General features: G+C 67.5%; 11 protein-coding genes. 4 read left to right on the top strand and 7 right to left on the bottom strand.

All coding sequences use genetic code 11. The features are described from left to right. The 7 genes from HOP12_00120 to HOP12_00090 form a co-directional block, all read right to left on the bottom strand. The coding region (locus HOP12_00120; protein NOT32558.1) for a hypothetical protein at positions 1–534 on the bottom strand (534 nt) is incomplete at its 3' end. After that, positions 531–1,319 carry a prolipoprotein diacylglyceryl transferase gene (gene lgt / locus HOP12_00115; protein ID NOT32557.1) on the bottom strand — a complete coding sequence of 263 codons (789 nt, stop codon included), beginning with the start codon at positions 1,317–1,319 and terminating at the stop codon, positions 531–533. The genes lgt and HOP12_00120, both read right to left, overlap by 4 nt. Beyond that, positions 1,319–2,542, bottom strand: a complete 1,224-nt coding sequence (rodA, locus tag HOP12_00110) for a rod shape-determining protein RodA (protein NOT32556.1) — start codon at positions 2,540–2,542, stop codon at positions 1,319–1,321. The genes lgt and rodA overlap by 1 nt, the downstream gene beginning before the upstream one ends. Further along, positions 2,532–4,394, bottom strand: a complete 1,863-nt coding sequence (mrdA, locus tag HOP12_00105; GenBank protein NOT32555.1) for a penicillin-binding protein 2 — start codon at positions 4,392–4,394, stop codon at positions 2,532–2,534. Before mrdA ends, rodA begins: the two co-directional genes overlap by 11 nt. Further along, on the bottom strand, positions 4,363–4,875 hold the full coding sequence (mreD, locus tag HOP12_00100; protein ID NOT32554.1) for a rod shape-determining protein MreD: 513 nt from the start codon (positions 4,873–4,875) through the stop codon (positions 4,363–4,365). The genes mrdA and mreD overlap by 32 nt, the downstream gene beginning before the upstream one ends. Then, positions 4,872–5,738: a rod shape-determining protein MreC gene (gene mreC, locus HOP12_00095; protein ID NOT32553.1), complete on the bottom strand. Its 867-nt coding sequence runs from the start codon at positions 5,736–5,738 to the stop codon at positions 4,872–4,874. The genes mreD and mreC overlap by 4 nt, the downstream gene beginning before the upstream one ends. 4 nt (positions 5,739–5,742) lie before the next feature. After that, complete coding sequence (locus HOP12_00090; GenBank protein NOT32552.1) at positions 5,743–6,783, bottom strand: rod shape-determining protein; 1,041 nt, start codon at positions 6,781–6,783, stop codon at positions 5,743–5,745. 516 nt (positions 6,784–7,299) lie between these two features. Here HOP12_00090 and HOP12_00085 point away from each other — a divergent pair. From HOP12_00085 to HOP12_00070, 4 genes are all read left to right on the top strand, one after another. Beyond that, positions 7,300–9,450, top strand: a complete 2,151-nt coding sequence (locus HOP12_00085; protein ID NOT32551.1) for a hypothetical protein — start codon at positions 7,300–7,302, stop codon at positions 9,448–9,450. Beyond that, on the top strand, positions 9,447–10,106 hold the full coding sequence (locus HOP12_00080; protein ID NOT32550.1) for a hypothetical protein: 660 nt from the start codon (positions 9,447–9,449) through the stop codon (positions 10,104–10,106). Before HOP12_00085 ends, HOP12_00080 begins: the two co-directional genes overlap by 4 nt. Further along, positions 10,106–10,894, top strand: coding sequence for a hypothetical protein (locus HOP12_00075; GenBank protein ID NOT32549.1), 789 nt, complete (start codon positions 10,106–10,108; stop codon positions 10,892–10,894). Before HOP12_00080 ends, HOP12_00075 begins: the two co-directional genes overlap by 1 nt. 142 nt (positions 10,895–11,036) lie before the next feature. Next, on the top strand, positions 11,037–12,305 hold the full coding sequence (locus HOP12_00070; protein ID NOT32548.1) for a Glu/Leu/Phe/Val dehydrogenase: 1,269 nt from the start codon (positions 11,037–11,039) through the stop codon (positions 12,303–12,305). The last annotated feature ends 81 nt before the right edge of the window (positions 12,306–12,386 follow it).

The raw sequence follows: 12,386 nt of genomic DNA, 5'->3' as shown, positions 1-12,386 counted from the left end.
CTTCACCAGCCGTGCCGAGGGAATGTCCGACCACTCGGCGACGAGCTCATCGGGACGCCGCGCCGCGATCTGGAGCCCGCCGACCTGCGCCTCGGCGAGTGCAAGCGCCACGCTGCGCGCGGCCCCACCCGCCCCCAGCACCACCACTCGTTCGCGAGCGACGACGCGACCGAGCGCCACGAGCCAGTCGAGGAACCCCGCGCCGTCGGTCGTATCGCCCCAGGTGTGGTCCGCTTCGAAGCCCACCGTGTTCACGGAGCGCGACCGTCGGGCACGCTCACTGGCTCGATCCACCCACCCGAGCGCAGCCTGCTTGAGCGGGTGCGTGATGTTGGCGCCGCGATATCCCCGATCACGAAGTTCCGAAAGTCTCGCCGCCAGCGCCGCGGTTGGCGTTCGGAGCGCGTCGGCGCTTCCGCTCGCTCCGAGCAGGCGGTGCCCCACCGCGTAGAGCAGCGGGGACAGCGTGTACGCGAGCGGATCGCCGAGCACCGCCAGATCCCAGCCCCGCGGGCGAGGATCGTGGGCGCTCACGGCTGCGCCGCGGCGCCACGTCGCAGTCGCACCAGCATCAGCACCGCGAACAGTGCGAGCGCGACGCTCATGACCTGACTCTCGGTCACCCCGGTCGCGCCCATCGGGAGCACGATCGCGTCCTTCTCGTAGGCGCGCGTCAGATCGAGCGGCACGCGTGCCAGCCCGAACACGAGAAGGAACGACCAGAACAAGGTACCCGGCACCGTGAAGCGACGGCGCAAGCCCCATGCGAGCGCGAACAGCACCAGCCCGACCACCGAGAAGTAGAGCTGAGAGGGATGCAGCAGCGCGTTGCCGAACTCGAGACCGGCGAACGAATCGGGCGGGAACTTGACGCCCCACGGCAGCAACGTCGGGCGCCCGTAACAGCATCCGTTCAGATAGCATCCGACGCGACCGATCGCGGTGCCGAGCGCCAGTCCGGGCGTGAGCACGTCCGCCACCGTCCACATCGGGAGCCCGAAGCGCCGCGCCGCCACCAACCCGGCGACCGCTCCTGCCACGATGCCGCCGTAGAGCGTGAGCCCGCCCTGCCACAACGCGAACATGCTGGTCCACTCGCGACGGAACTCGCCGATGTGTTCCATCACGTAGAGCGCCCGCGCGCCGAGCACCGAGGCGATCAGCACCACCAGGATCACCGAGACCAGGCGGTCCTCGTCGAGTCCTCGACGCTTCGCCTCGCGCAGCGCCAGACCCGTGCCGACCAGAAATGCGATCGCCAGCATCAGGCCGTAGCTGCGAATGTGAAGCGGTCCCCAGTGCAGGATCTCGGGATACATCAGTACTCCTGGCGCCGCAGCGCGACGTTTTGCAGCAGGCCGAGCTGGACGCAGTTCACGATCAGCGCCGTGCCGCCGTACGACAGCAGCGGCAACGGCAGCCCCGTCACCGGCGCCCAGCCCACGGTCATGAGCAGGTTCACCATGACGTGGTAGAACAACGCGGCGGTCATGCCGATCGCCATCATGCTCGCGAAGGTGTTGCGCGCAGCGTGAGCGATCCAGAACCCCCGCAGAATCACGACGGCGTACAGTATCACCACCGTCAAAGCGCCCAGCAGGCCGAACTCCTCCCCGACCACCGAGAAGATGAAGTCGGTATGTCGCATGGGCAGGAACGCGAGACCCTTCTGGGTGCCGCGCAGGTAGCCCTTGCCGATCGCGCCACCCGAGCCGATCGCGATGCGGGACTGAATGATCTGATAGCCCGCGCCGTACGGATCGTTGCCGGGATTGAGAAACGTCTCGATGCGCCGTTTCTGGTAGTCGTGGAGCTTGTCCCACATGCGGGGCACCGTGATCGCCACCGCCCCGTTGAGGAGCAGCAGCACCACCAGCGTGGTGAGTCGCGGACGGAAGATCGCGAGCAGGCCGGTGAAGAGCCCGGCGAACCACCACAGCGAACCGGTCAGGAAGAACAACGCCACGTTCATCACCGGCGACAGTCCGAGCAGCAGATTGCCGACCGGCATGCCTGCCCAGTAGTAGGTGAAGATCAGCATCACCGGAAACGCCAGCGAGGTGCCGAGGTCGGGCTCCTCGGCGACGAGCAGGAATGGAATCAGGGTGATGAGCAGCGGCGGTAACCAGTGCTTGATCTTTCGCAGGTCGACGCGCGCGTCGTCGAAACGGCGCGCCAGCACGAACGCGGTCGCGATCTTGGCGATCTCCGACGGCTGGAAGCGCATCGGCCCGAGTTCGATCCAACGCTTCGCACCCATCGCGCTGGTACCGACGAACATGACCGCGATCAGCATCAGGATCGCGACCGCATAGAGCGGGTACGCGAGCGAATCGTAGACGCGATAGTGCACCGAGGCCGCGAGCCATGCCGCCACCAACGCGACCGCGAGCCATACCAGCTGGCGAGTCCACAGCCCTTCGTGCATGCCGGGGACGGTCGTGGCGCTGTAGACCGTGGCGATTCCGATCGCGAGCAGTCCGAGTGCGGCGATCAGCAACGGCATGTCGAGCGGCGGCAGCCGGAAGCGACTAGTCGCCATCGAGTCCCCGCAGCGAGTCCGGCACCACGATCAACGGGCGAGCCGGCGGTCCGACGCGCACGCTGTCGGGTGCATAGAGCATCCGCAGGATCGAGCCCGCCAGCGGGGCCGCGACACTCCCGCCGTGTCCGCTGTTCTCGATCACGAACGCCATCGCGATCTCGGGATGGTCGGCCGGTGCGTAGCACACGAACAGCGCGTGGTCCTCGCCGTGCGGATTCTGCGCCGTACCGGTCTTGCCGGCGACCGTGATCCCGGTCACGCGTGCGGCGGTGCCGGTGCCGGAGGAGACGACCAGCTCGAGGCCGCGTTGGACCGCGTCCCAGTGAGTCACCGATCCCACCGGGCCACTGCCGACCGGTTTCGCGATGCTGAGCGCCGGCTCTCCCACCACCTGGCGGACGACGTGGGGGCGAACCGCGCGGCCGCGCGTCGAAGTGAGCGCCGCCATGAGCGCGAGTTGCAGCGGCGAGACCAGCAGTTCGCCCTGCCCGATCGCGAGGTTCAGCATCACACCCTTCGACTCGCCGCCCTTGCCCAGCCGCCGCACGTACCACGCGGAATTCGGCACCAGCCCGCGCCGCTCCTGCGGCAGGTCGATGCCGGTGCGATCGCCGAGCCCGAACGCGCGCGCCATCGCGCCGAGGCGCTCGAGGCCCAGCGAGGGTCCGACCTGGTAGTAGTAGACATCGCACGAGTGCTGCAGCGCGCCGACGAAATCGAGCGAGCCGTGGCCGCGCTTGTTCCAGCATCCGAACCAGCGCCCGCCGAACTCGATGCCTCCGTGACACGGCGCGAAGTGCGTTCCGGGTTCGGCAACACCGGCTTCGAGCGCCGCCAGCATGGTGACGATCTTGAACGTCGAGCCGGGTGGATAGGCGCCCTGAATCGCGCGATTGAGCAGCGGGAAGGCCCCACCGGCCGACATCTCGCGCCAGCGCGCGAACGAAATGCCGCTCGCGAATTCGTTCGGATCGAAAGTCGGCCGGCTCACCATCGCGAGCACGCTGCCGTCGCGCGGATCGAGCGCCACCGCCGCGCCGCGCTCGACGTTCGCCATCGCGTCCTCCATCGCGCGCTGCACCTTCAGGTCGAGCGTCAGCTGAAGGTCGCGGCCACGCTCGGGCGGTTGCGGCGGTCCTTCGGAGAGCGTCGAGACCCGCTTGCCCATCGCGTTCACGATCACGTACTCGGCGCCGTCGCGGCCGCGCAGCGAGGACTCGAAGCTGCGCTCGACGCCCGAGCGCCCGATCAGATCGCCGCTGCGGTAGCCCTGATCCGACAGCGAGTCGAGTTCGGTCTCGCCGATCTGGCCGGCGTATCCGAGCAGGTGCGCGGCAAGCGTGCCGTTCGGATAGTGGCGCGCGGGTTCGATCACCACCTCGAGCCCCGGCAGGTCGGCGCGTCCCTCCTCGACCGCCGCCACCACGTGGAACGGCGCTGCGCGACGAATCAGCGCGCTCTGGCCGCTGCGGTTCGCGAACCGGACCAGCGCACGCACCCGACCGGTGTCGACGCCGGCCGCCTCGCTCACGCGCTCCAGCCAGTCGCCGCCGACCACCGTGCGGACGCGCTCGACGCTCTCGGCCGGGAACGGCTTGAACACGATGTTGAAGCTGGGTCGATTGTCGGCGAGCAGCAGGCCGTTGCGATCGAAGATCGCGCCGCGCGGAGCGCGCAGCACCTCGAGGCGTACGCGATTCTCCTGCGCGAGCCGCCGGTACTCGTCGTGCTCCACCACCTGAAGGCGCAGCAGCGCGATCGTCAGCGCGGTGAAGCCCGCGAATCCGATCGCGGCCACCACCCCGAGGCGGCCGTCCCTATCGAAGCGTGTCGCCAGCGGTCGGGGCATGATGGAAGAGCCAACCTCCGAGAAGTCTGCGCCCGATCCCCAGCAGCAGCGTGCCGAGGACGGCAGTGACCGCGGTTCCGATCAGCGTGCGGAACAGCACGTACGGCCAGGCGGCGCGATCCGACAGCTCGAAAGCGGCGCTCCAGAACTGATGCACTCCGGTCGCGACCAGCAGCAGGACCATCTGGGTTCGCGGACTGTCGCGAACCAGCGTACTCGACAGGCGACCCACCACGTATCCGATCAAGGTCAAGGCCAGCGCATGCCGGCCCAGCCAGTGCGCGGCGTCGAGATCTGCAGCGATGCCGAGCAGGAAGCCGAACGTCGAGCCGCGGGCCGGACCATTGCGCAATGCATCGACCACCACCGCGAACACCAGCACGTCGATCACGAGTCCGCGCGCGGCGAATGCCGACAACGCGGTCGAGCGCAACAACAGCACCACGACGAGCCCGAGCAGCAGTCCCCCGAGCCCCCTCATCGAGCCGTCTCCCCGGCGGTGCGGCGCGGTCGGGCGACCGGTGGCGAGACAGGAGGGCCGTCGGCCACGAGCGCCGGCGGCGCCGCGGTCACGAAGACGTGACGCAGGCGCGTCATGCGCGCGGCCGGGGTGAGCTCGATCTCCTGCATCAACCCACTCGGGTCGATGCCGATGCGGCGGATCACGCCGACGCGAATGCCGCGCGGGAAGCGTCTCGACAACTGAGAGGTCACCACGCGCTGTCCGATCCGCACCGTGTCGGTGAACGGCACGCCGGTGAACAGCAGGCGCGGCGCCGGCGCGCCGGTGAAGTGAACGATTCCCAGCACGCCGGTGCTCTCGACCTCGGCCGCGACCGGCGCGTTTGGATCGGTCAGCAGTGCGGCACGCGAGAGGTTGCTCCACGATTCGATCACACGACCCACCAGTCCCTCATGGGTCACCACCACGTCGCCGACGTGAACGCCCTGACGAGCGCCGGCCGCGAGCGTCGCACTGGCCGGAACCGCTTCGCCCGACAGCGCGATCAACTCGGTGGGACGCAGCGTCGGCGTGCCCGATACGGGAAGGCGAAGCGCCTCGCGCAGTTCGCGGTTCTCGATCCCGGCGTCCTTGAGGCGCGCGTTCTCCAGCTCGAGCTGGGTGAGCCGCATGTGCAGCGCCTCGTTCTCGCGCCACGACGAAGCGACGCGATCTCCGAGCAGCACCACGCGATCGAGCGGCGAGAACAGCCACGCGCCGACGCCCCGCAGACCCGAGAGGGGCAGCCGCTCACCGACCAGCAGGAGCAGCAACGAGACGAGCACGTAGGTCGCGAGCAACCACTGGGTGCGTCGCTCGGTCGGGGGCAGGATGCCCGCCATTCGATCAGTCCCGGTGGCCGCCCAGGATGACCTTCCCGTAGTCCTCGAGGTTCTCGAGGATCTTGCCGGCCCCCAGCACCACGCAGGTGAGCGGGTCCTGCGCGACGCGAATGTTCAGGTTCGTCACCTCGCGCAGCAGGAGATCGAGCCCGCGCAACAACGCGCCGCCGCCGGTGAGGAAGATGCCCCGGTCCACGATATCGGCAGCCAACTCCGGAGGCGTGCGCTCGAGTGATTCACGGAGCGCGTTGACGATGTTGCTGATCGGTTCCTGCAGCGCCTCTCGAATTTCGACGCTCGAGACCCGCAGGGTGCGTGGGATGCCGCGCACCAGGTCACGGCCCTTGATCTCCATGTCCATTTCTTCCGGCAGCGGGAATGCGGAGCCGATCTCGATCTTGATGCGCTCGGCGGTCTGCTCGCCGATCAGCATGTTGTAAGCCTTCTTGGCGTAGTTCTGGATCGCCTCGTCCATCTCGTCGCCACCGACGCGGATCGACATCTTGGTGACGATGCCGTTGAGCGCGATCACGGCGATCTCGGTGGTGCCGCCGCCGATGTCGACCACCATGTTGCCGGTCGGCGTATCGACCGGGAGTCCGACGCCGATCGCGGCCGCGATCGGCTCCGGAACCAGCAGCACCGGTTCGCGACAGCCCGCCCGCACGGCCGAGTCGACCACCGCCCGCTTCTCGACCTCGGTGATGCCCGAGGGAACGCAGATGATGATGCGCGGCCGCACCAGAAACTTGTGCTTCTGGACCTTGTGGACGAACTCGCGGAGCAGGTCCTCGGTGACCTCGAAGTCGGCGATCACGCCGTCTTTGAGGGGCCGGATCGCGCTGATCTCGTCCGGGGTTCGGCCCAGCATGAGCTTGGCCTCACTGCCGACGGCGAGAACCTTTCCGGTCGCCTTGTCCACTGCGACCACCGAAGGTTCGTTGAGCACGATGCCGCGACCGCGCACGTACACGAGGGTATTCGCCGTGCCCAGATCCATGGCGACGTCGGTCGAGAAGAACCCCATCAAGCTGTCGAGAAACATCCCTGCCTCTCCGGTCCGTTGCGCGTTAGGGCGTGGTCAGGACGATGGGGAGTCGAGTCGAGGAGGTCGAAGCGCGAAGGGCGTCCATTCCCTCGCATCGGCCGGCCACGCTAACACCATGCCGCGCATGCCGCAAGAAACCGGGACATGAGGCGGGCCTGGACACCGCGGCGTCGGAGGTTCCGACAGTTCCACGCGACGTCTCGCCGCACCGCGCCGGCAGTGGCGTCGACGTCGCGACGTAGCGCGTTGGCGTGACGGCGCTTGGGAAGCGCGTCATGAATCGGCGCCCGACTGGACCGCTCCTTGCGGGTTCATCGGGTGCATCCGTCGCCCCGAGTCCGTGCTCGGACGACGCGTCGCGTGTGCCTCCAGGGCTCTCCAGGCACGCAGCCTCGGCACCCCGTTCTCGGGGTGCCGTTGGCATTTGCGGCGCAAGGCGGCCACTCGGGTGGCCGCGGGTCGAGCGGGCTGATAGACTGCGCACGCCTTGCGACACCGTATTCGACGCCACGCATGAGCGCCATTCGACGCCTCGCGCTTCCGATTCTCCCTCTGGTCGTCTGCGGTCTGGCTTCGGCCGTGTTGCCCGGTCGTGCTCAGCAAGCCGCCGACGCGCGCTTTGCGTTTGCCGATACCACGCTGCTGCGCGACACGCTGGGATTGCGATTCGAGCGCCTGTTCGAGTTCGCCGACAGCCTCGAGCTGCTGCCCGACACGCTGCGAGCGCTGAGCATCCGCTTCGGGTTCCCGCCCTACCGGCTGGTCGAGATGGCGGACAGCATGCGCGTGCGCGTCGACAGCGTCGGGGCGGTGCTCGAGCGCGAGCGCTACAACCCGCTCGCGAACTCCGGCGAGCAAATCACCGAGATGCAGTACACCACCGGCTACACGCTGGGCCGCTCCCAGAACGGCTGGACCAACCTGCTCGACACGCGCTTCGCTCGCAACTCGCTGTTCTTCACGCAGAACACCTCGGTCGGCCTCACCCGCTACACCAGCGGGAGGTTCACGACCATTCGGCAGGAACGTCGCGCCACCAATCAGCTCGACTGGCTGCTCTCTCCCACCACCTCGATCGGCGGCCGCGCCGTGCTGGGGCGTTTCGATACCGACGATCCGGCCGCGGTGCGGCCGATCAACGACGAGACCAACGAGTTCCAGAGTTCGCTGCGCACGCGACTCGCGCCGCGCCCGGGCATTCGCAGCGATCTCAATCTGTCGGCGGGGTACATCAGCGAGGATCGGCAACAGTTCATCAAGCGCGGATTCAACGGCCAGCTCGACGGCACCGCCTCGATCGAGCGCGGGGACTGGTTGCTCAACGAATGGAGCGGGCAGATCAAGAGCACGTTCGCGCGCCTGCTCCCGGCGCGCACCCTGGTGCGCCAGCAGACGCGCGATCTGAGCAAGGACCTGCGCAGCACGATCGCGCTGTTCTCGAATGCACCGGTGAACTTCACCAGCACGCTCTCGCTGCGAAACTTCGCGGTCGAGGAACCGAACGACACCGGACTGGTGCGGGAGCGCGTCAACTCGAACGCGGATCTAACCGCGGCGGTGCGCGCGCAGCTCTCCGATGACCACGGGATCACGGTCTCGGGAGCACTCAGTCACTCGGACGTTCCGCTCGGCACTGCCGACGCCCGCTCGATCGGGCGCGGAAAGAGCATCGACGCCGAGCTGCGTTCGCGACTGCTGTCGAGCGCCATCGAGATGCGCTTCAGCTATGGAACCGGCCTCACCGATCAGCCCGCCGTGACCGACTCGGGCGGCTATCGCGAGGACCGCGAGAATCGACGCCTCGAAGGCTCGGCGAGCCGACCGTTCCTGAGGGGACGGCTCAACACGAAACTCACCGGCCGCATCAGCCTCGACCGCTCGCGCTACTACAGCCTCGGGCGCTACACCAGTCTGCCGGTGCCGCGCGACCAGGCGGCGCAGTCGTATCGCGTCGATGCGTCCTACACCTTCTCGCGCGACTTCACGACCGCGACCGGGCTCGACGTCTCACGCTCCCGCCTCGTCAATCTGGCCAGCTCCTCGGTGTCGTCGAACTCGCTCACGCGTACCTACCGCGCCAGCTGGAACTGGACGTATCGCCTGATCACCGGCCTCACCGCCACTCAAAGCAACGTGCTGTCAGCCAACTATCCCTCCTATCCGTTCAACGAAGCCGGCAATCGCCTGGTCCTCGAGTACAACAACACCTCGACCCTGAATGCCGCGCTCACGCCGCGCTTCTCCATGGACCTGACCCACACCGCGCGCATCCAGCCGAGCGGCGGCTACGTGTTCAATGCCGACGACGGGCTGTCGTACTTCCGCCCCTCCGACGAACAGCAGAACTACGCGATCCTGATCCGGAGCTCCTACAACCCGACCCCGCGAGTCTCCTTCACGGTCGAGCCCCGCTACGGCTGGACGGCGCGCGAAGGCACGCTCAATGGCGTGGTCGTGCCGCAGAGGCGTAACGAGAATCTGACCTTTTCGGGCAGCCTGGTGCTCAACACGCCGGTCGGAACTCACGGACGCCTCACGGGTAGCATCGTTCGTCAATACAGCGGGAACCGCGACATCGGCTTCACGGCCGGAGTGCCGGGCGAATCGGTGCGATCGGGCGACGATCGCTGGAACGCAAACTTCCAATTCACGTGGGAGCTATGAGGCGCCGTCACGGCTGGATGATCGCGTTGCTGGTCGCCCTGCCGCTCGCGACAGGGTGCGACTTTTTCGAGCCCGACGAACCGCCGCTTCCGCCCTCCGGCGCCGTTCCGATCGTGCCCGACTTCACGGATCCCGACCGGACGCTCGAGACCGTGCGCCTGGCGGTCGAGGCGAAGGCGCTGCGGGGTGGGCCGACCGCTTACGCCCTCGCATTCGCGGAGTCGACCATCACCACCACGCCCGAGTTCCATCAGTTCTTTTCGCTCACCGATGCGAACCAGTGGGTGCTGGAAGGGCGGTCGGTGCCGAGCGACTGGCAGGCCTCGGACGAACGTGACTTCTTCGCGAACGGAGCACGTTCGCTGATCAGCCTTCGGCCCGAGAACTACGTGATGACCTGGACGCCCGAGGACGGAAACCCTCGCGAAGAGGGCAACGGATTCTTCGTGTACCATCAACGCTATCGAATCGTCGCGGTGGATCAGGCCGGAAATGTCGCGTATCTGGTCGCCAAGGGCTTCGCCGACCTGACGATCACTCAGCTCGCGAACTCGGACTGGAAGATCACGCGCTGGAGTGATCGGGTCGATCCCGAACCGGAGCTGGACCCCACCCTGACGCCGGTCACACTGGGCCGCCGCCGATTGGAGTTCTGATGAAGCGCTCGGCCACACGCTCGCCATCGCCGATTCGACGGCTCGTCGTCCTGGCGGCACTGGGGCTCGCGCTGTTCATGGTGCCGGGCTGCTTCAACCCGTTCTCACCGCTGATCCTGGGGCGCGCCCGGTCCGAGAAGCCGCCGGAGCCGAGCACCCCCGAGGGCCTGCTCAAATTGTTCGCATGGGCCTACAACCAGCGCGACTACGAGGTCTACCGAAAGCTCTTCACCGAGGACTACCGCTTCGTCTTCGCGGCCAACGACACGGCCGGGCGCGCTTATACCGCGGTGCCGTGGACCTATGGCGACGAGAACGAGTACTCGCGCCACCTGTTCCAGGGCGGCGACGGACTCCAGCCGGCGTCCTCGATCACGCTGGTGCTCGACAACACGTTTCAGACTTTTCCCGACTCGCGTCGCGATCCGCTGAATCCCGACCTCGAGCACTTCGTGTCGATCCGCACCTCGGTCACGCTCAACATCACCGACGTCGACGGCGTTCAGACGAATGTCTCCGGACAGGCGCTGTTCTATCTCGTGCGCGGTGACTCCGCCAGGATTCCCGAGGGCCTCGGCCTCGAGCCGAGTGCGAGCCGCTGGTACATCAACCGATGGGAAGACCAGACCACGCCCTCCTCCCTCATGGCGTCCGCGAGCTCGGCCACCCGCGCGGACCCGATCGCGACGCCGGGCGCCACCCTCTCGGTTGCGGAGTTACCGGCGAGGCGTGGTCGGGCCGACGTCTACAACGCGACCTGGGGCCTGCTCAAGCGGTTCTACCGCTAGCGCTCGCCGCGTCGCGCCGGGTCGCGTGGGCCGCTCCGCGCGGCTATACTGCGCGCCGTTTCAGGGATGTTTCTGCCGGGCGACCCGGCGCCACCCACCTTGCCCCCCGTTCGGCGCGGCCGTGCATCCGCCGGAGGAACCCATGGCAGTTCAAAACACCAATCAGCAGAAGGAACTCAACCCGCTCGCGAACGCCGAGCGTCAGTTCGACGAGGCGGCCGCGAGGCTCAATCTGCCCGAAGGCATCCGCGAGCTGCTGAAGAAGCCGCGTCGCGCCACGATCGTCTCGCTGCCGGTCCAGATGGACGATGGCAACATCAAGGTCTTCACCGGTTACCGCGTCCAGCACTCGATCGTGCGCGGCCCGGCCAAGGGCGGAATCCGTTACCACCCCGACGTGACGCTCGAGGAAGTCGAAGCGCTGGCGGCGTGGATGACCTGGAAGTGCGCGGTGGTGAACATTCCGTACGGCGGCGGCAAGGGCGGCGTGCAGTGCGATCCGTCCAAGATGTCGAAGGGCGAGATCGAACGCCTCACGCGCCGCTACGCTGCGGATCTCTCCGACCTGTTCGGCCCCGAGAGCGACATTCCGGCGCCGGACGTGAACACCAATGAGCAGGTGATGGCGTGGATCGTCGACACCTACTCCATGCACGAGCGCCGCACCGAGTACGCGGTCGTGACCGGCAAGCCGATCGAAGTCGGTGGCTCGCTGGGCCGGCGCGAGGCGACCGGGCGCGGCGTGATGCTGTGCGTGCGGGAGCTGTGCAAGCACCTGAACGTTTCGCTGCAGGGCGTGCGCGTCGCGGTGCAGGGCTTCGGCAATGTGGGCTCGGTTTCCGCGGATCTGCTCGCCAAGCAGGGTGCTCGCATCCTCGCGGTTTCCGACGTCACCGGCGCGATCCACAACCCCGACGGGCTCGACATTCCGGCGTTGATCAAGTGGGTCGCGGATCATCGCGGCGTCAAGGGCTTCCCGGGCAGCAAGCCGCTGGACAGATCGATCATCGAGTACGACTGCGACATCCTGATCCCCGCCGCGCTCGAGAACCAGATCACGGCGGAGAACGCGGGCCGCGTGAAGGCTCGCATCGTCGCGGAAGGCGCGAACGGCCCGACGACACCCGATGCCGACACGATTCTCGAGCGCAATGGCGTGCAGGTGATTCCCGATATCCTGTGCAATTCGGGCGGCGTCACGGTGAGTTACTTCGAGTGGGTCCAGAACCGCATGGGCTTCTACTGGACCGAAGCCGAGGTGAACTCACGCCTCGAGCAGTACATGGTCGACGCGTTCAACGGAGTGCTCGCCAAGTCGGTCGAGCAGAAGGTCTCGCTGCGCATGGCCGCGTTCCTCGTCGCCATCGAGCGCGTGGTCAAGGTCATCATGCTGCGCGGGGTGTACGCGTAGCGCGACGTCGCCCTCGAGTGGCAAGTCGACGGCCCGGTCCCTGACTCAGGGGCCGGGCCGTTCGTACGAACGGGCCCGCGG

The sequence above is a fragment of the Candidatus Eisenbacteria bacterium genome (assembly GCA_013140805.1).
In the GTDB taxonomy this organism is placed as follows: domain Bacteria; phylum Eisenbacteria; class RBG-16-71-46; order RBG-16-71-46; family RBG-16-71-46; genus JABFRW01.
Note: the sequence above shows the minus strand (reverse complement) of the source record. Positions and strands in the feature narration are given on the sequence as shown.

What these genes read in the sequence shown, in the direction of transcription:
- lgt (NOT32557.1), bottom strand. Translation starts at nt 1,319, where the DNA reads ATGTATCCCGAGATCCTGCACTGGGGACCGCTTCACATTCGCAGCTAC.
- rodA (NOT32556.1), bottom strand. Translation starts at nt 2,542, where the DNA reads ATGGCGACTAGTCGCTTCCGGCTGCCGCCGCTCGACATGCCGTTGCTG.
- mrdA (NOT32555.1), bottom strand. Translation starts at nt 4,394, where the DNA reads ATGCCCCGACCGCTGGCGACACGCTTCGATAGGGACGGCCGCCTCGGG.
- mreD (NOT32554.1), bottom strand. Translation starts at nt 4,875, where the DNA reads ATGAGGGGGCTCGGGGGACTGCTGCTCGGGCTCGTCGTGGTGCTGTTG.
- mreC (NOT32553.1), bottom strand. Translation starts at nt 5,738, where the DNA reads ATGGCGGGCATCCTGCCCCCGACCGAGCGACGCACCCAGTGGTTGCTC.
- HOP12_00090 (NOT32552.1), bottom strand. Translation starts at nt 6,783, where the DNA reads ATGTTTCTCGACAGCTTGATGGGGTTCTTCTCGACCGACGTCGCCATG.
- HOP12_00085 (NOT32551.1), top strand. Translation starts at nt 7,300, where the DNA reads ATGAGCGCCATTCGACGCCTCGCGCTTCCGATTCTCCCTCTGGTCGTC.
- HOP12_00080 (NOT32550.1), top strand. Translation starts at nt 9,447, where the DNA reads ATGAGGCGCCGTCACGGCTGGATGATCGCGTTGCTGGTCGCCCTGCCG.
- HOP12_00075 (NOT32549.1), top strand. Translation starts at nt 10,106, where the DNA reads ATGAAGCGCTCGGCCACACGCTCGCCATCGCCGATTCGACGGCTCGTC.
- HOP12_00070 (NOT32548.1), top strand. Translation starts at nt 11,037, where the DNA reads ATGGCAGTTCAAAACACCAATCAGCAGAAGGAACTCAACCCGCTCGCG.